This is a genomic window from Amphritea sp., from assembly GCF_016744155.1.
Taxonomy (GTDB): Bacteria; Pseudomonadota; Gammaproteobacteria; order Pseudomonadales; family Balneatricaceae; genus Amphritea.
In genome coordinates this window covers 51,389-75,462 of sequence record NZ_JADGEW010000010.1, presented here as the reverse complement: position 1 = coordinate 75,462, position 24,074 = coordinate 51,389, and the positions used below count along the sequence as shown (strand labels likewise).

The following is a 24,074-nucleotide window of genomic DNA, read 5'->3' as shown; positions in this document are numbered from 1 at the left end:
AGAAACCGCTCATCTAGACAAGATATCAGGCAACTCTGGACGCTTTAGTCTGATCCGACAAATACTCGTCAAAAGTACCTGGGAAGTAAATTACTTCCTTATCCTTAATCTCTATTACACAGGTCGCAAGAGAGGAAACGAAAGCACGGTCATGGCTAACAAAGATCAGCGTACCATCAAAGCCTTCAAGCGCGGCGTTCAACGCTTCAATCGCTTCCATATCCATGTGGTTGGTCGGCTCGTCCATGATCAGCACGTTGATATCCATCATCATCAGCTTACCGAACAGGAGGCGGTTCTTTTCACCACCGGAACAGACCCGGGCTTTCTTATTAAAGTCATCGGCGGTAAACAGCAAACGTCCCAGCATCGCCCGTACTTTTAGATCATCATGTTTCGGCGTACGCCACTGTGACATCCACTCAAACAATGTCAGATCAGTATCGAAGTCAGCAGAACTATCCTGAGGGCAGTAACCGATGGTGGCATTTTCAGACCACTTAACCGTGCCTTCGTTGGCTTCTAATTCTTTCATCAAACAACGCATGAAAGTTGTTTTACCCGCGCCGTTTTCACCGATAACCGCCAACTTAGCGCCCGCTTCCAGTATAAGGTTACCGTCAGAGAACAGTGTGCCACCATCAAAGCCATGGCCCATGTCTTCCAGAATCAGCGCCTGACGGTGCAAACGCTTGTCCTGCTTATAGGTAATTGAGGGCACCTGGCGACTAGAAGTCTTTACCTCGTCCAGCTCAATTTTATCCAATTTCTTCGCGCGCGAACTCGCCTGCTTAGCTTTAGAGGCGTTGGCAGAGAAACGGTTTACAAATGCTTGTAACTCGTCCATTTCCGAGCTCTTTTTAGCATTCTCGGTTAACAGCTGGTCACGGATCAGCGAAGACGCTTCCATAAAGTATTCATAGTTACCCGGATAGACACGCAGCTCGCCGTAATCGATATCCGCCATATGGGTACAGACCGCGTTCAGGAAGTGACGGTCGTGGGAGATAATGATCATGGTGCACTTACGCTGATTCAGAACATTTTCTAACCAGCTGATAGTGTGGATATCCAGGTTGTTGGTTGGCTCATCCAGCAGCAAAATATCAGGATTTGCAAACAGTGCCTGCGCCAGCAACACCCGCAGTTTCCAGCCCGGTGCAACTTGTCCCATCAGGCCAAAGTGATATTTCTCGGCAATACCCGCTTCCAGCAGAATATCCCCAGCACGGCTTTCCGCACTGTATCCATCCAGCTCAGCAAACTCGGTTTCCAGATGGGCAACCTTCATGCCATCTTCTTCCGACATCTCAGGCAGAGAGTAGATACGATCGCGCTCCTGCTTCACTTTCCACAGTTCAGCATCGCCCATAATAACGGCATCAATAACGCTGTACTCTTCAAAAGCAAACTGATCCTGGCTAAGAATACCCAGCTTCTCGCCCGGCGTAATAGAGATGTTGCCAGAAGTCGGCGTCAGTTCTCCACTCAGGATCTTCATGAAGGTAGATTTACCACAGCCGTTCGCACCGATCAGACCATAACGGTTACCATTGCCGAATTTAGCGGAGATGTTTTCAAACAGAGGCTCAGCGCCAAACTGCATAGTGATGTTCGCAGAGGAGATCAAAGGGATAAGTCCTAAAAGAGAGCAGTAAATAAAGTATCGGTAAGCAGAGCAATACAGAGTCTTTAGAGAAGCGCGAACTGTAAAGAGTTAAGGCTCTAAAGTCGAGCCAAAACTGTACATTTTTTGAACAAAGACTGTTTTTCAGATGAATAGTTGCTGATACTGCCAATAAGCTATTATAAACCTATCTGAAACCTGACCCGATCAGGCTAGGGATAAGAATATGACGGTATATTTCAGGGGTAACTATGCATCAGGAAATTATTGAGTTTTGGTTCAACGAAATAGATAGCTCACAGTGGTTCATCAAAGACACCGAGTTTGATCGATTGATTATTGAGCGGTTCTCAGAGATACATAATCAAGCGGCAAACTGCGAGTTATTTCACTGGAGAAAAACAGCATATGGAAGCCTTGCTGAAGTTATTGTGCTGGATCAGTTCTCAAGAAACATGTTTCGGGATACTCCCCGGTCATTTGCCTATGACACACTGGCCTTAGCACTAGCACAATCCGCTATTGAAAAAGGCTTTGATACAGAACTCAGCGAAGAGAAACGTCCATTTTTTTATCTCCCTCTTATGCATAGTGAGTCTCTGGTGATTCATTCGGAGGCAGAGCGACTTTATTCAAAACTGAGTGATCCCTCCTCAGCCGAGTTTGAACAGAAACACAAAGTCATTATTGAAAGGTTCGGACGTTATCCACACAGAAACAAGATACTCGGCCGGACAAGCACAGCTGAAGAAGAGATATTTCTAGCCAGCCCGGACTCAGGTTTCTAAACCCAATTTATCACTCAGGATCAGGGCAGCTCATCCAGCATCTTCGTTGCGGATTGCCCTACCTGCGTATCTGCGCCCAGAGCCACAGCCGACTTAAGTGCACTACGCGCTTTTTCTGTATCACCTAATTGGGTACTAACGAACCCCAGGGTTAACAAAAGTCGTTGATCGAAAGGATCAATGATGGAACCCTCCTCCAACATTTTAAGCGCTTCATCAGAGCGGCCGATATAGTGTAGCGTCAAGCCCAAGTTATTATAGGTACTGGCATTTTCAGGATCGAATTCCAGTAGCTTCGCATAGAGCTGAGCCGCGCTTGCATAATCCTGCTGGGCAAACATCTCATTCGCCCGACGGGAGATCTCTACCGGGTCTTGCAGCACATTTAGATCAGAGGTTGCACCCACAGTGTTGGCGATACCCTGCCCCATTTTTTGAGAAGGAACATCCTGACCGGTTAACAGATCACTGGACAGCGTTTGTCCGGCGGTGGGCCAATTCAGACCAGGCTTAGCTGGGGCACTGGCCATAGGAGTATCAGAAAGATAGTACTCACGGGTCAGGCCAAAAACAGCTAAACCAAAGACAACCTGAAATGCCCCCATTGAGAGCCAGAACTTCATACTGTGAGCCTTCGGGCTATCGGTCATAAACATTCCTCAAATAGATATAATTCTGCTGCGCGACGCTAGTGCTGATAGTAGTACTATAAGCACTGCACTCATTAGTCGACCGCGCAAAGCACAATAGATTCAGAAATAAGTATAGACTCTGGCTATGCAGGAGCCCCACCGTGCAAACTCAGCCAACACTTTCATGCAGGAGATACCTCTAACTCTCCAGCTTAAATTGCCCTACCTGAACCTGCAAAGCATGCGATAGCTGCCTCAATTGTTGACTGGAGCGAGAACTATTATCCGAGTTCTGCTGAATACTACCTGCAGAATCACTAATCTGAGCTACATTCTGGTTTACCTCTTCAGCGGTAAACAGCTGCTGATCACTCGCTGTAGCTATGAGGTTATTAAGATCACTGATTGTCGTAATCGCTTCGGTAATATTACCCAACGCAACACTAAGCTGATCGGCATGAATCGCGTTACTTTGTACGTACTCCCGACTTTCATCCATTGCAGATACTGCTACGGCGGTACTATTTTGCACTCGACCTATTAGTTTCTGAATCTCTTCAATTGAGCTCTGTGTCAACTGGGCAAGCGATCTAACCTCATCAGCCACAACAGCAAATCCCCTGCCGTGCTCTCCAGCGCGGGCAGCTTCAATCGCAGCGTTCAGAGCCAATAAATTAGTCTGATCTGCAATCCCTCGAATCACACCCAGGATCCCTCCAATATCCTGACTCGCGCCCTTAAGTTCTAACAGTTTTTCCGCAGCTACTGATACTTTATCCACCAGAAGCTGCATCGATCTGCGATTTTCCTCAACTACCCCAACACTTTGATTGGCGTCCTCACTCGCTTGTCTGGCAGCATGACTGGCACTATTTGTATTGCCTGCCATCTCCTGATGAGCAGTTACCATCTCCTTGATAGCGACAGCCACTAACTCAGTATTACTGTTCTGACTGCTGATTGTCTGATGACTCAATCTGGATATATCAGAAAGATCCTGGGCAGATTTATTAATTTGAACAGAAGATTGATTCACTTCGTTGAGCATTGTTTTAAGGCGCCCCGACATCAGTGCCATCGCTTGTAACAGCTGACCCGCTTCGTCTTTACTCGTGGCCTGGATCTGATCACTAAAATCTCCTTCGCCCATTCGGTTGGCAACGTCAACGGCTACCTTGAGAGGGCGGGTTACACTTAAGGTAAGAGCGACTCCCAGCCCCAGCCCTATTAATAGCACCAGAGCTGAACTTCCCAGGATCTCCTGATATGTACTTACTTCTTCTGAAACAACCACCTCAAGCGCCATATCGGTAAGACGTTCGACATCAAAGAGGAAGTTCTCCAGATCAAGGTTTATCTTATCTTGTAGCTGCTGAAACGACTCAAACTGCAACTGAAACGACTCAATCCTACCCTGATCGATAGACCTAAGTAGCTCATCCCGCGCCTCTTCATATTGATAATGATCTTGTTCAAGCCGGACTACCCGCTCCAGTAGCTGCTGTTCCAACTCTTCCATGCCGGGTGTTGGGGCATGCTGAATCGTGGTTTCAATAATAGCTTTAGCCTGAATCAGCTCCTCTATAATTTTTTTATCATTCTGCTCAAGAAGACTCGGCAGGCTGGCATTCGGAAGAGCCATAGCAGACAGCCTTGGTCCACCATACGCAACGGCCTTCTCAACCAGCAGAGCTGATTCCAACTGATGAATAGTTAACTGTGTAGTCAACTCAATCAAGGGTAGATCCTCATCAGATATATCCTGCAACTGAGTTCCAACTTTACTAATTTTAGCCAGCCCGTAAACAACCGCTACAAGTTCCATACATAGCAGTATCACTACGCAACCAAAGATCTTAACTCCAATTTTCTGATCACGAATGAATTGCATATCAAAATCCTTTTTTATTGTTTTAGCAGAGATTCCACCTTCCTTTACGCATAATTGAGGTTTACGTGGCAGCAAAACCCAATAACGTCAGTATGGTTTATATGATTAATTTTATTAAGACAATATGCTCAAAGTGAGGAGAGACTCAATCAGGCTGGTGCACCACGGTAGTAGTGCCAAAGAAATAATGAACCCGCACTGCGATAGGGTGACCAGTGTTCGATTAGCTGGCGGGCCTGCTTGGGCGTCGGCTTGTGTTCCAGCCGTTTAAGCCGCCCCAAAGCTACCAGCAGCGCGAGATCATCGGCAGGGAATATATCTTGTCGCTGTAATGAAAACATCAGATAAATCTCTGCACTCCAACGGCCAAAACCGCGCAGAGATGATAAAGCATTGATAGCCTCATCATCTGTCATCTCAGGCAACGCATTCAGATCTAATTGCCCCGACAAAACAGCCTCAGCCAGCCCATTCGCATACTCAATCTTTCGCCAGGACATCCCTGCATCTCGCAGTAACTGATCTTCAACCTTCAGCAATCGATCAGCGGTTAGCTCTCCTACTGGCCCGTCTTCCCGGCTCTCTTCCAGAACAACCGTCTCAACCCGCCCTCGGATAGCAGCAGCCGCTTCAGTTGAGACCTGCTGGCCGATAATGATAGCCAACAGAGCAGAAAATCCGAAAGGACGCTGACGGGGTGGTGGCGTACCAACCTGCGGTAGCGCACGAGCAATATCAGCGTCCAGTTTGGCCAGCGCTGTCAGTGCCTGGTCGATATGCGCTTGATCAATAATGTTTTTGATAAAAGCTCCTGATATTCACTGATTTAAATGAGGCAAACTGAAGGATTAAATCCTCACAAAGGTGAATTATCGCAACGGCAATCCAATAGTCACTTCAATGCCATGGGGTTCTCGGTTTTCCAGGGTTAATCGGCCCCGATAACTTTCAACAATATCACTACAGATGGACAGCCCCAGGCCTGCGCCCTCTTCCCGTTCATCCAGGCGCTGCCCGCGTAGCATCAACCGTTCAATACTTTCCTGCGGCAGTCCCTTACCATCATCCCGAATACGAATCATAAGCTGGCTATCTACCACCGCGGTGCTGAGATTAACTTCACTCATCGCGTATTTACAGGCGTTATCCAAAAGGTTTCCGATCAATTCGAGCATATCATCCCGGTCCTGGGGCAAAATATGCTCAGAAGAGAAGTCAGTTTCGATCCTGACGGCCGGATACAGCTTACCCAGAATATTAATCACCGGGGGCAGATCTACTAACAGATCCGTTTGCCGGCCCGGTGAAGAAACCCCAACAATTCGGGCCCGTTTCATCTCTCGCTGAATCAACCACTGAATATCATTTAACAGGCCTTTGATGTCCGCCCCAAACTCCATTTCTGATTCATCCTGCAGCTGTTGCAGCCTTTGTAAGGGTCGCTTAATCTCATGAGCCAGATTACCTAAAGCGTTACGTGAATGGCTCACACGTTGCTTGAGCTGCTGCAGTAACTTATCAATGTCATCTGCCAGCGGCGCCAGTTCAGAGGGCATACCACTCAGATCGGGTTTTTCTTCTGAATAACGGAAGGCTTGAATCTTCTTTCTGACGGAATCCAGATAACGGAAGTTTCGCGTCAGACTCCACTGCTGCATAAAGAACAGAGCGATCGCGCCAAGGACTACAACCAGAACAGCCCAGAGGGTATAGCGCCACTTTAGGGCATCCAGTGGCGCACTATCTTCAATAATCGTCAGGGTAAATAAGGTATCGTTTTTACTAAATGCCTGCTGCCACACCAACCAATGCTGATCGTTAGCCCCCGGCATCTGAAAACTGTTTTCCTGGCCCTTTGTCAGCCTGTCAAAACTAACCGGATAATCCCACAGGGAACGGCTTCTGATCTCGATATCGGGGCCCGAGAGTAGGTAGTAATGCCCCGACAAGGCTCGCTGATAAACGTTACTTGCCCCACGCGAGCTAAGCTGCCAGGACTGGCTGAGAGGGTCTTGTTCTAACGCGGCCACAATTGACTCGGCATCATGCTTCAAACGGGAAAGAATATATTCCTGGGATATCTGCCCTACACCCCAGTTAATCACCACTAACAAAGCCCCCATCGTGACACATAGGGCGATAATCAGACTTCGACTTAGCTGGTTACGGATAGATGTTGTCATCATAATTTGTCAGTTAACAAAGCTATTTATCAACAGGGCCGATGCGATAACCTTTGCCCCACTGGGTTTTGATAAACTCTTTACCAAAGTAGTTACGCAACCGGTTCACATAGACCTCAATGACATTACTGTCTTTTATCCTGTCCTCTTCATAAACCTGCTCGCTCAACTGGTTTTTAGAATGGACTTTATCGGGGTACATCATAAACTGGCGCAACAATCTGAAATCAATTGCCGTTAAAGCGATAAGCTGGCCATTTTGGTCAATCGCCTGCTGTTCAGACAGCAATAGCTGCACGCCATTCCATTCAAGCACATTATCAGCTTTACCCACTGTACGTCGGACAATTGCCTGCAGCCGTGCAATCACTTCATCCCCGTGAAAGGGCTTACCCAGATAATCATCCGCACCCGCGTTCAGCCCGTCTACCCGTTCATGCCATGCATCTCTGGCCGTTAAAATCAGAACCGGGACAGTATTACCCCTCTCCCGCCAGTGTTTTAACACATCGAGACCTGCGATCTCAGGCAACCCAAGATCCAAAATAATCGCATCAAAGATCTCTTCATCCCCTAGAAACTGACCATCGGTACCATTATGCGCCATCTCGACAACGTAGCCCGCCTTTTGCAAGCTACGCTTTAAGCTCTCGGCCTGATCCAGATCATCTTCGACCAGTAAGATTCTCAATCGTCATGTTCCTCTTTAACTACCTCGCCGGTAACCGCATCGATATACAGTTCCCAAACATCTCCATTAGCATCCAGCAGCTCGGCTTCATAGACAATACGCCCATGCTCCTCCTCGATCTCCAGATCGAGCAGATGACCGGACAGACGATCTTTATTGCGGGCGTAGATCTCTTCGAAAGGCAGAATTCTGCCTTCAGTCACCCAGGCCCTCACCTGTTTATCGCTAATATCAGACCCGGCATGAGCCAGGTTAATCATCCCAACGACCATAGCCAGGAATACGAACCGAATCCTCATCAAAGTCTCCGCTTTCGGCGCGCTGATGGCACGCATTACAGTTACTGAAACTACCCACCTCTTCATTACCACTGACCAGCCGCTCGGGCACATCATCGTGCTCATGAACAAAGTATGCCAGCTCAGTGATACGCAGGGGCGCATCGTGCTTCACTCTTTTTAACATTCCACGGCCCGATTTGCCCGCATTATCAGTGAGATAAGCACTGATCATCGTAGCAGTTTCATCAGAGACTTCCGCATTCTCCTCAAAATGGTCTTCCAGTGTGGCCATAATCTCAGTCCAGCTATCGACGGGTAACATTTTTGCGGGGTAGGCCAGATGGCAGGCTCCACACTCCTCACGATAAAGCACCGCTTCGGCAGAATTATCGGAGCGCCCGCCATAACTACCCGAGGCAATACTAACCCCGGTAAGACCGAGTCCCCAGGCCGCAAGCAGAAAACCACCTGCCACACCCCAGCGAAGATATCCCACTACTTTTTTCATGCCTAACTTCACCATTTTATTGCTCCCTGAGCCAAACTAAGAAGTCGCCTTTTTCCTGCGAAGTACACTCTCTTTTCAAGGTCCACTTACAGTTTCGCAAAAACCACTTATCGATTTTTTTGCTGTCGGTTAAACGTTTAGGATTAACCGAGGGCGCCATCGGTTTGATTACTTTCCCGGTTTTCGCATGTTTACCCACGTCAGTTGGGTTGGCACCGTGACACTGGGTGCAGCTGCGTCCATTGTTATCCGATCGCCATAGCTCCAGCCCTGCTTCAGGACTAAAGTTCTCAGCCCCCTGCCCACGATACTGGTCCAGTTTATTATCAGTAGTATCTGTCATAACCCCTGCATTAGCCGACAAAACAAAGCTGGTTAACACGCCGGTTAGTAATAGTCGTTTATTTATCCGCATGGACCTCTCCTTTACCTTTTTCAGTTACGACTTTTTTAACGCCAGTCACCATCGCCCTAATAAGATTTTCCCGATGTAGAAAGCTACTGACAATTACACCGGCAATATGCACAAACACTAGTAATAGGGTGGCGTTAGCGCAGAGTTCATGTACCTCTTCGACCAGGTCTTCGTTGAGTACCGTAACGAAGGTACCTGCCAACGGCCCACCACCATCCATTGCAAGTAACGTCATGCCAAAGAAGCAGGTCATTGCCAACAGCAACAACAGCGCTACCACCATCATGCCGCCTGCCGGATTGTGGCCAACATAATGTTCAGCCTTGCCGGTTAACAGCAACTTCAAATAGCTAACAACTTTGTCACGCCCGGTAATGAAGTTACTAAAACGTGCGTATTTTGGTCCGACTATCCCCCAAAGTAGGCGAAACCCGATCAGGGCGCTGATGGCATAGCCCATATAAAAATGCACCGTTTCGAAATCATCTTCAGTCAGATAAGCAACTGTAAAAAACAGTGCCAGTGACCAGTGGAATATCCTGACAAAGGGGTCCCATACTTTTATTACCTGGGGTGAATCTAAATTCGGCATCTTCTCTCTCCTCTATCGCTCAACTCGATGACCGATCTCCTATAACCTCTATCTTAATGAGAAGTTCTTAAAAGAAGCTTAAAACGGCTATCATGGTGAAAATTAAACGACAGAACGAAGGAGATACAACCGGGAATAGGACAACAGTTCACTTTAAACCATACAAAATTCAAACAGCTTTTCTAGCTATTAATTCGCTCGAAACTAATAGAAATACCAAGTTTTAAATGAGATCGGTCAATTCCTCCACTCTTTACTTTTGCTATTATCGTCAGCGGTAATAGGAGATTCAGTGTTCAAGGACATAAGAACTTTGTATCAGTAGTAAGGCATTGATTATGTGTATTGTTAACAATGTTTTTAAAACACTACAGTTTGTTTTTTTGAAGCTGATGATATTGCTGCTAATCGTCATTAGTCCGGCAACTATTGCGAATACAATTGTCTACGACCAACCCCATGAAAAGCTTTCAATTACCTCCGCATTGGAGCTAGCCGCGGATGCTAATCGGAATATTCTGATCGCCGATGTTATTACTTCCGATTCAAAAGTCCCTTTCTTACCAATTTCAGAAACAGGCAGCAATATAGGCTTTACCTCAACTCCGTATTGGATAAAATTCACACTTCATCAGTCAGAAGGGACTCCTCCCCTCCTACTAGAATTTGAAAACCCCCGTATTGATAATATTGAGCTATACCTGCCCCAGCCCGATGGCAGTTACATTCGGACAAGCGCCGGCGAATCCGCTCCCTTTATTGAACGCGAATATCAATTCCGGAACTTCCTGTTTGAACTCCCCCAGCACCAGGGAGAAACCCAGACTTACTATCTGCGCATAGACTCCGAAGGCAGCGTTCAGATATCTCTCAGCCTCTGGAGCTACAGCGCATTTATAGACTACCTGGATAGCAGCAACCTGCTGCTGGGCAGTTACTATGGGGTAATGATTCTGCTGATGATGGTCGCAGCCGCTTTCTATCTCAAACTCAGAGACACGCTGTTTCTTACTTATGCACTATACCTGCTGACTTACATTATCTTTCAGCTAAGTCTGAACGGCCTGAGCTACCAATACCTCTGGCCTGAAGCACCAGAATATTCAGGCCGCCTGACAGCCGCATCTGTTGGTTTTGTGGGTATCGGGGGCTATCTGTTTGCCGCGGGATTCCTGCAGATCTGGCAACGACACAGCGTTCAGCTGATCACTATCATCATCTTCATGATCTGCCTGGATAGCCTGGGCATTGGGATGAGTCTGTTTGGAAATTATTCCCTGGGCGTTAAGTTATCAACACTGGCGGGGCTTAGCTTACCCCCGGTTGTGTTGTTTTCAGCAATATCATCCTGGCGCAGTGGTTATCGCCCTGCTCGCTATTTTCTGATGGCCTGGATCATCTTTCTATGCGGTATTTTTGTTGCGGGATTACTCTACTTTGGCCTGGCTCCACAATCATTTCTGACATTGTATTCAATTCAGATAGGTTCGGTTATCGAAGTCATACTGCTTGGCTACGCACTGGTTGATCGAGCAATACTTCAACAGGCCCAAAAAGTAAAAATCCGTGAACTAAAAGGCGAGTCACTAGTACAGAAAAATTTAGAACTTGAACAGTTAGTTCAGGCCCGCACACATGAGTTGGAAGAAAATAATATCCGTTTAAAGCAGCTCAACCTTCAAGACAGCATGACTGGTCTGTTAACACACAATGCCACGATCGAGCTGCTCGAACAGCAGCTGCATATTGCTGTTCGATATATCCAGCCATTGTCAGTCATCATGTTGGACATAGATGATTTCAAACAGGTAAATGACCGCTTCGGCCACCTAGCCGGTGACGGCGTGATTATTAATATCGCTGAAATTCTCAAGGCCTGTATGAGAGAAGCTGACTATTGTGGTCGCTATGGCGGAGAAGAATTTGTCTTGATCCTAACTGCTACCGATATGTGGGAGGCTGCGGTACTGGCTGAACGCATCCGTCAGCGGATTACTGAACTCAAATTAATCAGTATCAACAATCAGCTACTATCTGCCAGCTTTGGAATTGCGGAATATAGTCACGAAACCCCCGATGCGGATCTTATCCTGCAGGCTGATAAAGCCCTCTACAGGGCAAAACAGAAAGGTAAGAACTGCGTGGTTACCGATCACACTCCAAGCATCGAAGCCCTAACCATATAATGATAGATCGCGTTGCATAGTTAAGCTCACCGGACGCGGTCGCTACTTTCGTTACGCGAACAATTCTGCGGCTTCCAGAGTCTGGCTGATCAGGGCATTAATAGTCATCGGCCCCACGCCACCCGGTACCGGGGTTAAAGCGGCTACCCGGGATTCCAGACTGTCTTTTTCAATATCCCCCAGACCGCCCGGATGGTATCCGGCATCCACCACCACGGCATCATCTTTAATCCAGTCAGCCTGAATCAGCTCGGGCTTACCCACAGCACCGACCACTATATCTGCCCGATTAACTTGCTCAGCCAGATCCACAGTGCGAGAGTGACAAACGGTCACTGTGCAATTAGCGTTGAGTAGCATCGCTGCCATCGGCTTACCTAAGATTGGACTACGGCCAACCACCACCGCATGCTTACCTGCCAGTTCGATACCATAGTGATCCATCAGTGTCATAATCCCTGCTGGCGTCGCCGAACCAAACGCCTGTTCCCCCATCGCCATGCGCCCGAACCCCTGAGTCGTTACCCCATCAACATCTTTTTTGATTGAGATCGCATCGAAGCAAGCCCGCTCATCAATCTGCGCAGGCACGGGGTGCTGTAACAAAATACCGCAGACCTGTGGATCGTTATTCAGCTCAGAAATTGTCGCTAGCAGCTCTTCGGTGCTGGTCGTTTCTGGAAGCGTTACGCTACGGGACCCCATACCCACCCGACCACAGGCATTCACTTTCATCTGCACATAGGTCGCTGAAGCAGGGTCATCTCCCACCAGAATAGTTGCCAGCACAGGCTTTAGCTCTAGCTTATCCACACGCTGCTTCAACATCTGCTCACGTTGTTTCGCCAGAGTTTTACCGTCAAGAATCAGTGCCGACATTGTTAACCTCATATTCCAGGTGTATTAAAGGGGGAAAGGGTAACTATGATAGCGGGATAATTGATAAATGGATAACAGGCCGCGCATTGAAATTGCCTAATTACGGCAGAAAGCTATTCAAAACGGAATTTCGCCTAGCGTTGCAAAATATGCAATACAGCAGTGAATATATATCAATATACGCAAGAACATAAAATCTATAGAGTACTGCTATTAAATTTCAGTAGCCCGATCTGTATAGCTATCTTTATAGCTCTCTATATAATATTGGCCTGCTGAATTTGAGCCTTGCAGACAGCGTTACATCGGTAAGGTAAAAATAGAATTTTTCAGTTTCCGCCAACAGGGCGAGAACTCAATTAAACGGAACTATCAGATATGCCAAATAATTACTTCAACACCCTGCCGCTGCGCGAGCAGCTTGAGCAACTGGCTAAATGCCGCTTCATGGACATTTCTGAGTTTCCAGACGGCGTTGAAGCGCTGAAAGGTAAGAAGATTGTTGTTATCGGTTGTGGCGCACAGGGCCTGGCACAAGGTATGAACCTGCGTGACAGTGGTTGTGATGTTTCTTACACCCTGCGTGCAGCGGCAATTGCTGAAAAGCGTCAGTCCTGGAAGAGTGCTACCGAAAACGGTTTCGTTGTTGGTACTTATGAAGAACTGATCCCTACTGCTGACGTAGTACTGAACCTGACGCCTGATAAGCAGCACACCCCTGTTGTTACCGCTGTTATGCCGTTGATGAAGCAAGGCGCTTGTCTGTCATACTCTCACGGTTTCAACATCGTTGAAGAAGGTATGAAGATCCGTGAAGACCTGACCGTTATCATGGTTGCACCTAAGTGCCCAGGTTCTGAAGTACGTAACGAATACGTGCGTGGTTTTGGTGTTCCTACCCTGATCGCTGTTCACGAAGACAACGATCCTAAGGGCGAAGGTCTGGCACTGGCTAAGGCGTATGCTGTTGGTACCGGCGGTCATAAAGCGGGCGTTCTGATGTCCTCTTTCATCGCTGAAGTTAAATCTGACCTGATGGGCGAGCAGACTATCCTATGCGGTATGCTGCAAACCGGTTCTCTGTTGTGCTTCGACAAGATGGTTGAAGAAGGTATCGACGCAGGTTACGCATCTAAGCTGATCCAGTTCGGTTGGGAAACTGTTACTGAAGCGCTTAAATATGGCGGCGTAACCAACATGCTGGACCGTCTGTCTAACCCAGCTAAGATCAAGGCATTTGATCTGTCTGAAGAGCTGAAACTGATCATGCGTCCGCTGTACAACAAGCACCAGGACGACATCATCAATGGTACTTTCTCCCGCACTATGATGGCTGACTGGGCTAACGATGACGTTAACCTACTGGGCTGGCGTGCAGAAACGGCTGAAACAGCCTTTGAAAAGACTCCAGCTGGCGATGTTGAAATCTCCGAGCAGGAATACTTCGATAACGGCATCCTGATGGTCGCTATGGTTAAAGCGGGTGTTGAGCTGGCATTCGAAACTATGACTGCTGCTGGCATCATCGCTGATTCTGCATACTACGAATCTCTGCATGAAACGCCACTGATCGCTAACACTATCGCACGTAAGAAGCTGTACGAGATGAACGCGACTATCTCCGATACTGCTGAATACGGTTGCTACCTGTACAACCATGCGTGCCTGCCGCTACTGGCTGACTTCATGAAGGACATCAAGACCGACGTTATCGGTAAAGGTCTGGACCTGGAAGACACTGGCGTAGACAACGCTCGCCTGATCGAAGTGAACGCTGCACTGCGCGCTCACCCGGTTGAAGCGATCGGTACTACCCTGCGTGGCCACATGGCTGACATGAAGAAGATCGTTTGATTTTGATACGTCCTTCTTAAAAAGAGGCCGGGCTTAATCGCCTGGCCTTTTTTTTAAGCTTATTTTAAGAAGCATTTATAAAAGAACTGATAACCGCTCGAATATATTTTTATTCATCAATTCTTTTATCAGTGTTTTGACATCTCCTACTTCAAGCTGCCATCAGATAGCTAACAATTGAGCTTAATACTTATGAACATTCGCCTCGACAATCTGACCGTTAACTTTGACGACCGCTTTCAATTAGAAGAGGTCAACTGGCAGCTGGATGACAGCCAGCACTGGGTCGTCACCGGCGCCAACGGTTCGGGTAAATCCGCACTGGCGGCAGTATTAGCCAGCGCCGGCGAAAACCTGTCCGGCAACATCGACGGAATACCAGCGAAAGTCGGTCTGGTCTCTTTTGAAGCTCAGGCGGAACTGATCGAGGCCGAACTGAAAAAAGATGACGCCGATATCATGGATGTTATCGCCGAAGGTACCCCGGTACATGAGATCCTAAATCCCGGTGATAGCAACCAGCAACTGATCGATGAACTGGTTGAGAAGTTTCAGCTGCAAGCACTGGTCAACCGGGCGTTTCGTAAACTGTCCACCGGCGAATCACGCAAGGTAATGTTAATCCGTGCGCTGGCCAGCGAGCCTGACCTGCTGGTACTGGACGAACCCTTTGACGGACTGGATGCCCACACGCTGGAGATGTTACAAGCGTACCTGGCAACGCTAGTCGAGACGGTACCTATGGTGATGGTGTTGAACCGCTTCGACGAGTTCCCCGACTTTATCACCCATATCGCCTATGTGGATAATGGTCGCCTGCAGCACCGGATCGACCGAAATGACACCAAAGCATACAACGAGCTTTATCAGCTACTGCATCTGAAAACTACCGACCTTGCGGTACCGGCAGCAGATCCGGAAACGGCGATTCCTAAGCTTGACCCGACTCAGCCACTGGTAAAATTGAACAGCATCAACATCACCTACGATGGCCACCGGATCATCGACTCACTTGACTGGACCATCGAGCGCAACCAACACTGGCAGCTGAGCGGCCCCAACGGTAGCGGCAAAACCGGCCTGCTATCGCTGATCACCGGTGACCATCCACAGTGCTACGTTAACGACATTTTTGTGTTCGGATTTCAGCGCGGTAGCGGCGAGAGCATCTGGCAGATAAAACAATTTATCGGCTACGTTTCTACCGCCCTGCAGTGGGAATACAAAGTCGGCACCGGCCTGCGTAATGTCATTATTTCCGGTTTCTACGACAGCATCGGCCTGTACACCAAAGCGACCGACCGACAAAAGAAGATCGCCGATGAATGGCTGGCACTGCTGGGCATGTCCGATCGGGCCGATACCCCGTTCAACAAGTTATCTTATGGAGATCAGCGCCTGCTACTGATCGCCCGAGCGATGGTAAAGCACCCTCCTCTGCTGATTCTGGATGAGCCTTGCCTGGGTCTGGATGATATGAACCGACAGCTGGTACTGGCCCTGATTGAAAAAATCTGCGCTGGGAGTGAAACCTCGGTGTTGTATGTAAACCATCACCCGGAAGACCAGATCAAAGGAATTGAAAACTATCTGGCACTGGAAAAACGAGAGCCTGACAATAATTAATAGCGTTGCACTTTATTGATAAGTAGATAAAAGAAAGCCCCGCATCACAGCCGGGCTTTTCAGTCTATTCACGACGCACCCTCTCTAGTATCTCGTTAGAACGTAGGTTGGGGTGAGGCACGAACCCCAACAACTCTAGAAAGTTCTACTCACCAAACCCATCCTCCGAAAAACCCATTACCCTCTGCCCCAATCAATCGGCAATACACCTCGGGAAACATAACGATGGAAGCTGGAACATGGCTAATCTGCGCCAGCGTTTTATAAGGTTACTGGTTGATAATACTCATCTGGTGTCCCTCACCAGCTGGAAGCTGAAAGCTGTTAATCAATTTAAAAGAAGACTGATCTATTACCCATACAGTAGGTTCAGAGCGACTGGAAACATACACTTTGCCGGTGCCTGGTATTGTATTCAGGTGATAGGGATTAGGGGATAGCGGTACAGTCACTTTATCACCTGTCTCAGGTGTGAAGACAATCAACTTTCCTTCAGATTTGCTGCTGATAAACAGGTGTTTTCCATCATCGCTGATATCTAATCCATGCAAGCTCTCTGCAATACTGACCTCCTGCCGGTCTTCAGGTGCATTTAGTGGAATGAGAGAAAGGGTGCCCTTGCGAGAATTGTTAACATAAAGCACATTTTCGTCTTTTGATAACACCATGTGTTCAGGTGACGGGCCTGCATTGATTGTTCGAGTTACAGTCCAGTTTTCGGTATTAATTTCCTGAACGGTGCTGGCTCCGCTATTACTCACGTAAGCCCTTTTACCATCACGGGTCACCAATATATAGTAGGGACCATTGTTTGTTGGTATAAGCTTTATCTGTGAACCACGCTGTACATCCACCACACTGACGTGGTTACGTGTTGGGTGTGTTGAAAGCACATAGCGCCCATCCGGTGTAATGGCCTGATGGTGAGACCAACCCGCTACAGGAATTGTCTGCATCACATGACCATGAGCTGGGTGTACGAGAAATAGGCTACTGTTATTTTCTTCACCGGCCTTGGTTTTCTCGGCATCCTCATTAATACTTCCAGCCAACAGGTACTCTCCATCCTGTGTTGCTACCAAACCATGAGGATTTTTAACACCAGTAAAGTGTTCGATGACCTTATCTGTCGCAGCATCTACTGCTGCTATTCCGTTTCCTGATCCTAATGGGATATATACTGTTGGGGCAGAAATAGAGGATAGAGAGTAAAAACTGCTGAAAAGGCCGATCAGCATAAAGGAGGTTTGCTTAGTTCTTGTAGTCTTCATGGTAGATTCCTATATTAAAAAAACTTTTGAATCAGAGCGCTTTTTTTTTTGGCAGGCTGGTAATCCGCGCCGATAATAATATTTTTGACTTTCATTGCTGAGTTCCAAGCTGATGTAATAAACTTTTTTTTAATTTATTGAATCATTGTATACACCGCACCTTTTATCGAGCTTACATGGGGATTACATTTTTGTTATTTTCATTTAATACTGCTTATATGTTTTATATTCACTCAAAACATAGGTGTGTTATGAAAAGACCGGTTGTGGAAGATGAAGATAAAACAGGAGTTTCTTCAGCAGGGGGTTACCCATCAAAACCAGTATTCGAGCCAAGGTCGAACACCCCTTCAGAATTAAAAAGTCCAGTTTGGATTTACCAAAATGAGATATCGGGGATAAAGGAAGAATGACGGTAGGCTGGCAACGCTTTTTGCGCTAGCCAATATCGTCAGAGTAAGTCAGATGATAAGAACATAGGGCTAGTGCGCCTGCATGCCAAGGAATTGGTATGTAAGTATGCAAAAGCAGCAACGAACAAGAGTATTTTTTGCTGTTTTAAGCAGAGAATCGCATATTCAGAATGGATAACTGACTTAATCGCAGGTTCCCTAGATACTAGTGATGTTCCATCAGCAGGAAACAACTAAAAAGCCGGTCAAGCTTAAGGCATCAATCCTTTACTGCTTGACCAGAATTAATTAAAAACTGATTAAACCCTGCTATGGCTCATTTTTTTATTCATCCTTGACCTCCAGACTGCCGCGATACATCTTCATCGGGCAACTGAAGCTGTAATGACCAGGAGCCACGGGTGTAATGACAACCTCCTTAGCCTCACCTAATGGCAATTCGGCACTTATACCTAGCTCTTCAAAGATAACCGTGGAAGCGCAAGCAGATGAATCTTTACGCAAAAAACGCAATGTCGTTGGGTGGTTAACAGGCACGCTGATATGATCTGGGCTATAAACCCCGTTTGCTACTGTGATTTGTACAATGCCTACGGCATCGGGCTGGGCTGCAAGGCCCGGCCGATAAAGCCAGAACCACCAAACGATTGCAGCCATAAGTAGCACACCTGAAACGTTGACTATCAGCGTGATCATGATTGCACCTCCCTCTTCATTTCTACACTCTCATTACGACTGGATTGAAAAAAACGCAACCGGTTGGCGTTGCTGACTACTGTCACGGAAGAGAGTGACATCGCTATACCGGCAATGACCGGATTAAGCAGCAGTCCAGTGACAGGAAAGAGCAAGCCAGCCGCTATCGGAATCCCCAACGAGTTATAAGCAAACGCGCCCCACAGATTCTGCTTGATATTTTTCAGAGTGGCTCGGCTCAGTTCGATAGCGTCAGCGATGCCATGCAAAGATCCGCGCATCAAGGTGATATCGGAACTCTCGATCGCCACGTCTGTCCCGGACCCTATTGCAAACCCCACATCAGCTTGAGACAAAGCTGGGGCATCATTGATACCGTCGCCGGCCATCCCGACGATTTCACCCTGTGCCTGTAATCTTCGTATCTCAGCAAGTTTATCTTCGGGCATCAATTCCGCTTTAAAATCGTCAATACCAGTCGCCTGAGCCACAGCCGCAGCTGTTGCCCGGTTATCACCAGTCAACATAAGTACTTTGACGCCGTCGTGTTGCAATCGCTGGATGGCAGCCAGTGCATCAGATTTGAGCGGATCAGCAATTCCAAACAGCGCACTCAACTGCCCGTCGATAGCCATATAAACTACGGTGCGTGCCTGTTGTTCCCAGCCTGTTGCCAAGTCTTTCGATGACTCAATATCAATACTCTCCTGCGCCATAAAGCGAGGATTACCGATCAAAATGTCCTGACCCTCAATCACTGCCTTCAGCCCCATACCAGACAGCGCTTGGAAGTTGCTTAGATTCAAGTCAGTGGCTTCCGACTTAGCGTAGGCAACCAGAGCTTCACCAAGGGGATGCTCCGAACGATTTTCCAGTGTATGGACCAGCGCCAGCGTGCGCTGCTCGCCGAGGTTTCCGTAGTACTGTGCATCGGTAACCTCTGGCTGCCCGGCTGTAAGGGTACCCGTCTTATCCACTACTACATAGGTCAGGCGACTGGCTTTTTGCAGCGCCTCGCCGTTACGAATCAAGATGCCATGTTCAGCCGCCTTGCCTACACCGATCATAGTGGAGATCGGCGTTGCCAGCCCCAACGCACAGGGACATGCGATGATGAGTACCGTAGTGGCGGTCACCAGCATATAAACTATCTGCGGCTCGGGACCGAAATTGTACCAAATTAGTGCGGTAGAGACCGCGATCAACAACACCACCGGCACGAAGATTGATGAAATCTGATCAGCTAACCGGCTAATCGGCGGTTTACTATTTTGGGCCTTGCGGACCATTTCGATAATCTGCGCCAATACAGTCGCTTTACCTATGCGGGTGGCCTTAAAGGTCAATGCGCCGCTGCGATTCAGAGTTCCGGCGGATACTTCATCCCCCACCGTTTTCTTCACTGGCATTGGCTCGCCCGTCAGCATCGATTCATCCAATGTACTGCGGCCTTCTGTCACTTCCCCATCAACTGGAATTTGTTCGCCGGGACGGACCTGTATCAGATCATCCTGCTGCACTTGATCAATGGGTAGCTGCACGAATTCGCCGTTTCTAAAGACGTGAGCAGTCTTAGTACGTAAGTCCAATAACCGTTTGATTGCCTGGCTGGTACGTCCTCGGGCTTTGAGTTCCATCGCCTGACCAAGGTTAATCAGACCAATAATCATCGCCGCCGCTTCAAAGTAGAGACCGCGAGCCGTTTCCGGCAGTATCTCAGGAGCGATCACCACCACCATGGAGTAAAGCCAGGCTGCGCCAGTACCGGTGGCGATCAGCGTATCCATATTGGCGTTATGGTGGGTGAAGGATTTCCAGGCGCCTATATAGAAATGACGGCCAGCGGTCAGCAGCACCGCCAGTGTCAGCAGACCCACCAAACCCCAGATGGCACGCTCCCCGCTTGAGGAGACGCTCATGTCATGCACCAGACTGGTGATCATGAGTGGTACGCCTAAACCTAACCCGATCACCGTATTGATGATTTTGCTCTTATACTCGGCGGCCTCATTGGCTTCTTTCTGCTGTTCGGCCTGTTCAGGATCGAGCACTTCGCTGGCTCCATAACCTGCACTTTCAGCAGCCTGTATAAGGGCTTGCGCACTCACATCGCCAGCAACCAGGGCACTACGACTACCAAAGTTAACATCCACCCGGGCGACACCCGCTACTGAATTGAGAGCATTTTCAACACTCTTAACACAACTGGCGCAGGTCATTCCCTCTAAAGATAGATGAATCTGTTGCTCGCCTGTTTCCAGCTTCTGAGCGGATGCAGAAGCACTGACTGACGCTTCAGACTGAATGGGCGGTGCTGTTGGTTGTAGCTTGTTTTCAACCTGACCATTGACCGAAGATGAGGCAGTCTCTGGCAAGCCATTCACTGACTGTGCATTTTTTGACTGAAGAAAGGGCTCGATACCATAACCCAGCGCCGAGACCTCATCGATCAGTTGCGGCAAACTCAATAGGCTGGTAACGACTAAGGTCTTAGCCTCGAAATCGGCTTCAACTTCAACCTCTTGATCTAGTTCACCAAGGGCTTTACGGATCTTATTTAGGCAACCATTGCATTTGATTCCCTCAACTTGAAACTGCTGTACGGTTGGCAACACTGGATAGGCCTGGTATTCCAGCTCCTCAATGCACGATATGATCTGTTCGGTGCTCAACAACGAATTAATCTGAGCGATTTTGCTATCCAGATCAACGCTAATCTCAGCTTCAGGATCAGACGCCTGCAGTAATTTTCGGATCTTGTTAACGCACCCGTTGCAACTCACCCCTTCCAGAGACAACGTAATTAGATGGGGACATTTTACTTCAGCCATGATTTCGTTCCTCCTGGTTATTCCAATGTTCAATCAGCGGGCAGATCGCATCATCGTCGGGCTCCCCATCGGGCATCTCCTCCCAAGCCAGCATAGCTTGCTCCATTCGTGTCAATTGTTGCTGCAGCTCGGCAATCTGACCACGAACCTTCGGCAGGTGACTTGCCATCAAACTTCGAACCGTTGAGCAAGGGGATGTTTCACGGTGCTCGTGGTGTACTATTATTTCAATGTCCTGCAGGCTAAAACCCAGTAACCGCGCTTTAAGAATAAAGCGCAGGTGCTTGAGAGCGGTTGCATCATAGAGTTGATAGCCATTGTCAGGATTACGCACTGGCTTGAGAAGCCCGACTCGTGAATAGTGACGTACCGTATCCGCCGTAACCTCGGCCTGTTTGGCAAGCTCGCTAACTTTCATCATACTTTTCACTCTTTGTATCTATTAACTTAACTAACCCCAGTGTAGAACCTATGAGCAACACACAGGTCAAGCATGAATCCAATATTATTGTTAGTACAGTCGAAACAGGTCTGTAGTTACACACTGAATTTGGGCATTAAATCTCTCATGAGTTGCTATAGTCACCTTGTGGTTTAGCATGGAATTCGGGCTTACAAGATCGGCAGCACACCCTTATAAATAGATGTCAGTAAATCTTTAGCCAATAGGCAGGCTTTACAAATTTATCGACAGACTTTGTTCTATGTCAGTCTTGTTGTTTTACCCGCAATTATGGAAAACATTGAAAATGACATAAAACACAAACTATTTAGCCAAGCTTACTAGCTAAAAACTATCTACCTCCACCAAGCATGTGCCATAGGAAACCTTTATATCCACACAGATATCTGCCTTAGTTCAACGACTAAACCTTTACCCACTATCATGTTGTCACTTCAAACCACGTAACCATTCCAGCAGCCTGATGCTCAATCATATGGCAATGTAATAACCACTTTCCTGGTTCCTCTGCCTGAAAGCTAATCACTGTTTTCTCACCTTGCTCCATCAATAATGTGTCATGCCATAATCCTTCGATGTAACGGGCTGAATCTGCTTGAAAGTGATGTCCGTGCAAATGCATTCCATGGGGCCACCGAGTGTTATTGATTATTTCAATCTCAATTAAATCTCCCGTTTTGGCACTGAGCAAAGGCTTATCAGGAAGATTCGCGACACCATTTAGGGCCCAAATTTGTTTATGTTGAATGAGCTCTCTTACTTCCATGCTTTGAGTCTGATAAACCGCTTTGCGTAAACCTCCCATCGCTCCGCCCTCCATCTTCAGCTGTATCGATTGCGATGGTTTTTTCTTAGAAAGCTGAGGCATTGGATTGCTTGGCAACCGAGTCGGTGGGCTGCGCCCAATCAGGGCATTACTTGCGGACACGTACCAGTACGCCCCAGCAAAACGCTGTTCGGTGCTTACCTCATAGATAGGTACTTCTCCCTTCCATTCAGCAGGAATATCAACGATGAGATCATAACGTTCCGCTGGCGCTAGAATAAGTGAACCTTGTAGCACTACAGGTACTTTCAGGGGTTGACCATCTTTAGCTAAGATCCATGCGCTGGTTTCAGGCAGTTCAACAGCCATAACTCTGGAATTTGCCGCATTCAATATTCGTAAGCGTACTCTAGTTCCTGCACTGACCTGGATTCTGGGCTGGAACTGACGGTTAATTGTTAATACATTTCCCATTCGACCGCCGTGCGACCACTCGTGCATATTGCCTAAAGATTCAAGATCCAGTTGCCCTCCTTTATTGAGCCGCCAATCATCTAGCACCAAAAGATGATCCTGATCTACAGAAACGGGAGAGCTCTCCTCTACAATCATTGGTATATAGAGACCCCGAGCAAGCTGTTGATAAGTATTATGATGGGTATGCGCCCAGAATGTACCCGCATCTTGAGGCGTAAAACGATATACGAACTCCTCACCAGGATTAATAGCTCGTTGGGTTAGGCCACTGACACCATCCATGGCATTTTCTATACGCAGGCCATGCCAATGTAAACTAGTTGCTTCCGGAAGCTCGTTTTTAACAACAATCTCTACCGCCTGATTCTGTTTCAGCCTCAGTACTTTCTGATCCATTCCCCACAAATCAATGGGGTGATACTGATCACCAAGCCAATTACTCTGTTCCGCCTGCAAGACAAGTTCAATTCTGTCTCCTGCATAGACAATTCTTGCCTGAATACCCAGCGGTAAAGCGCATAAGCCTGTTGCAGCAAGCCTCAGAAATTCTCGACGATTTAAAGGCATCATTATTTCCTATTACATTTGGTGTTTACGGGTAACGATGCCGTTTTGCTGCTGTACTTCGCGAATAAATGTCACAATGGCTGTCATATCAGAAAAACCTACGCCTTTTTGAGCGGGCATATCACCATAAGGCCAGTGATGCTGTTTCACACCTTTACGCACAGCAGAGTAAAAAGCGTTATTTGAATGATGCCCCGGGTTATAAATATCGTGAATTAATGGTGGACCTTGAAGAGTACCTTCACCATTATTACCATGACAGCTAGCACAGCTATTGCTGAAAGCCTTCTGTCCTTGCTTTGCAGGTATTGATAAGGCATCAATTTTAACATTTACATGACCGTTAAAATGATCTGCCAATACGACGGGGCTGCTCAATACCAAACCCATAACAAGTATTCCGAATCCTGATTTGTACTTAATCATTATCATAATTC

The 24,074-nt window shown here is 47.6% G+C and carries 21 protein-coding genes; 4 read left to right on the top strand and 17 right to left on the bottom strand.

The window, feature by feature from the left end:
- Positions 1-25 precede the first annotated feature (25 nt).
- A complete protein-coding gene (locus QZZ54_RS09990) occupies positions 26-1,630 on the bottom strand; it encodes an ABC-F family ATPase (protein WP_290702317.1) in 1,605 nt (534 codons plus the stop codon).
- 248 nt (positions 1,631-1,878) lie between these two features.
- Between QZZ54_RS09990 and QZZ54_RS09985 the strand changes: the two genes are divergently transcribed.
- Positions 1,879-2,415, top strand: coding sequence for a DUF924 family protein (locus QZZ54_RS09985; RefSeq protein ID WP_290702316.1), 537 nt, complete (start codon positions 1,879-1,881; stop codon positions 2,413-2,415).
- A gap of 20 nt (positions 2,416-2,435) precedes the next feature.
- Here the strand turns inward: QZZ54_RS09985 and QZZ54_RS09980 are convergent, their stop codons facing one another.
- The 9 genes from QZZ54_RS09980 to QZZ54_RS09940 all read right to left on the bottom strand — a co-directional run bounded on the left by QZZ54_RS09980 (position 2,436) and on the right by QZZ54_RS09940 (position 9,608).
- Positions 2,436-3,065, bottom strand: coding sequence for a tetratricopeptide repeat protein (locus QZZ54_RS09980; RefSeq protein WP_290702315.1), 630 nt, complete (start codon positions 3,063-3,065; stop codon positions 2,436-2,438).
- A gap of 181 nt (positions 3,066-3,246) precedes the next feature.
- The gene (locus tag QZZ54_RS09975; RefSeq protein ID WP_290702314.1) at positions 3,247-4,938 is read right to left on the bottom strand and encodes a methyl-accepting chemotaxis protein; all 1,692 of its coding nucleotides are present in this window, start codon (positions 4,936-4,938) and stop codon (positions 3,247-3,249) included.
- Positions 4,939-5,087: 149 nt separating this feature from the next.
- Positions 5,088-5,741 carry a DNA-3-methyladenine glycosylase 2 family protein gene (locus QZZ54_RS09970; RefSeq protein WP_290702389.1) on the bottom strand — a complete coding sequence of 218 codons (654 nt, stop codon included), beginning with the start codon at positions 5,739-5,741 and terminating at the stop codon, positions 5,088-5,090.
- Positions 5,742-5,807: 66 nt separating this feature from the next.
- A complete protein-coding gene (locus QZZ54_RS09965) occupies positions 5,808-7,124 on the bottom strand; it encodes a sensor histidine kinase (RefSeq protein ID WP_290702312.1) in 1,317 nt (438 codons plus the stop codon).
- A 19-nt stretch (positions 7,125-7,143) separates the two neighbouring features.
- Positions 7,144-7,812: a response regulator transcription factor gene (locus tag QZZ54_RS09960; protein WP_290702310.1), complete on the bottom strand. Its 669-nt coding sequence runs from the start codon at positions 7,810-7,812 to the stop codon at positions 7,144-7,146.
- Positions 7,809-8,111, bottom strand: coding sequence for a PepSY domain-containing protein (locus QZZ54_RS09955; RefSeq protein ID WP_290702308.1), 303 nt, complete (start codon positions 8,109-8,111; stop codon positions 7,809-7,811). The genes QZZ54_RS09960 and QZZ54_RS09955 overlap by 4 nt, the downstream gene beginning before the upstream one ends.
- Complete coding sequence (locus QZZ54_RS09950; protein WP_290702306.1) at positions 8,065-8,616, bottom strand: diheme cytochrome c; 552 nt, start codon at positions 8,614-8,616, stop codon at positions 8,065-8,067. Before QZZ54_RS09950 ends, QZZ54_RS09955 begins: the two co-directional genes overlap by 47 nt.
- Position 8,617: 1 nt before the next feature.
- The gene (locus tag QZZ54_RS09945; protein WP_290702305.1) at positions 8,618-9,016 is read right to left on the bottom strand and encodes a DUF1924 domain-containing protein; all 399 of its coding nucleotides are present in this window, start codon (positions 9,014-9,016) and stop codon (positions 8,618-8,620) included.
- On the bottom strand, positions 9,003-9,608 hold the full coding sequence (locus tag QZZ54_RS09940; protein ID WP_290702304.1) for a cytochrome b/b6 domain-containing protein: 606 nt from the start codon (positions 9,606-9,608) through the stop codon (positions 9,003-9,005). The genes QZZ54_RS09945 and QZZ54_RS09940 overlap by 14 nt, the downstream gene beginning before the upstream one ends.
- 338 nt (positions 9,609-9,946) lie before the next feature.
- Between QZZ54_RS09940 and QZZ54_RS09935 the strand changes: the two genes are divergently transcribed.
- A complete protein-coding gene (locus QZZ54_RS09935) occupies positions 9,947-11,794 on the top strand; it encodes a diguanylate cyclase (RefSeq protein WP_290702303.1) in 1,848 nt (615 codons plus the stop codon).
- Positions 11,795-11,845: 51 nt separating this feature from the next.
- Here QZZ54_RS09935 and QZZ54_RS09930 read toward each other — a convergent pair whose 3' ends face one another.
- On the bottom strand, positions 11,846-12,673 hold the full coding sequence (locus QZZ54_RS09930; RefSeq protein WP_290702301.1) for a tetrahydrofolate dehydrogenase/cyclohydrolase catalytic domain-containing protein: 828 nt from the start codon (positions 12,671-12,673) through the stop codon (positions 11,846-11,848).
- A 378-nt stretch (positions 12,674-13,051) separates the two neighbouring features.
- On the opposite strand from QZZ54_RS09930, the gene ilvC reads away from it, so the two are divergent.
- On the top strand, positions 13,052-14,527 hold the full coding sequence (ilvC, locus tag QZZ54_RS09925; RefSeq protein WP_290702299.1) for a ketol-acid reductoisomerase: 1,476 nt from the start codon (positions 13,052-13,054) through the stop codon (positions 14,525-14,527).
- 192 nt (positions 14,528-14,719) lie between these two features.
- Positions 14,720-16,153: a molybdate ABC transporter ATP-binding protein ModF gene (gene modF / locus QZZ54_RS09920; RefSeq protein WP_290702297.1), complete on the top strand. Its 1,434-nt coding sequence runs from the start codon at positions 14,720-14,722 to the stop codon at positions 16,151-16,153.
- A 269-nt stretch (positions 16,154-16,422) separates the two neighbouring features.
- On the opposite strand, the gene QZZ54_RS09915 is transcribed toward modF, so the two are convergent.
- The 6 genes from QZZ54_RS09915 to QZZ54_RS09890 form a co-directional block, all read right to left on the bottom strand.
- Positions 16,423-17,424, bottom strand: a complete 1,002-nt coding sequence (locus tag QZZ54_RS09915; protein ID WP_290702295.1) for a YncE family protein — start codon at positions 17,422-17,424, stop codon at positions 16,423-16,425.
- Between the two features lie 737 nt (positions 17,425-18,161).
- A complete protein-coding gene (locus tag QZZ54_RS09910; RefSeq protein ID WP_290702293.1) occupies positions 18,162-18,494 on the bottom strand; it encodes a cupredoxin domain-containing protein in 333 nt (110 codons plus the stop codon).
- Positions 18,495-18,529: 35 nt separating this feature from the next.
- A complete protein-coding gene (locus tag QZZ54_RS09905) occupies positions 18,530-21,364 on the bottom strand; it encodes a heavy metal translocating P-type ATPase (RefSeq protein WP_290702291.1) in 2,835 nt (944 codons plus the stop codon).
- Positions 21,357-21,785, bottom strand: a complete 429-nt coding sequence (locus QZZ54_RS09900) for a MerR family transcriptional regulator (RefSeq protein WP_366645390.1) — start codon at positions 21,783-21,785, stop codon at positions 21,357-21,359. Before QZZ54_RS09900 ends, QZZ54_RS09905 begins: the two co-directional genes overlap by 8 nt.
- A gap of 463 nt (positions 21,786-22,248) precedes the next feature.
- Complete coding sequence (locus QZZ54_RS09895) at positions 22,249-23,640, bottom strand: multicopper oxidase family protein (protein ID WP_290702289.1); 1,392 nt, start codon at positions 23,638-23,640, stop codon at positions 22,249-22,251.
- 9 nt (positions 23,641-23,649) lie between these two features.
- Entirely contained in the window at positions 23,650-24,063 is a 414-nt protein-coding gene (locus tag QZZ54_RS09890) for a cytochrome c (RefSeq protein WP_290702287.1), read from the bottom strand.
- Between the last annotated feature and the right edge of the window lie 11 nt (positions 24,064-24,074).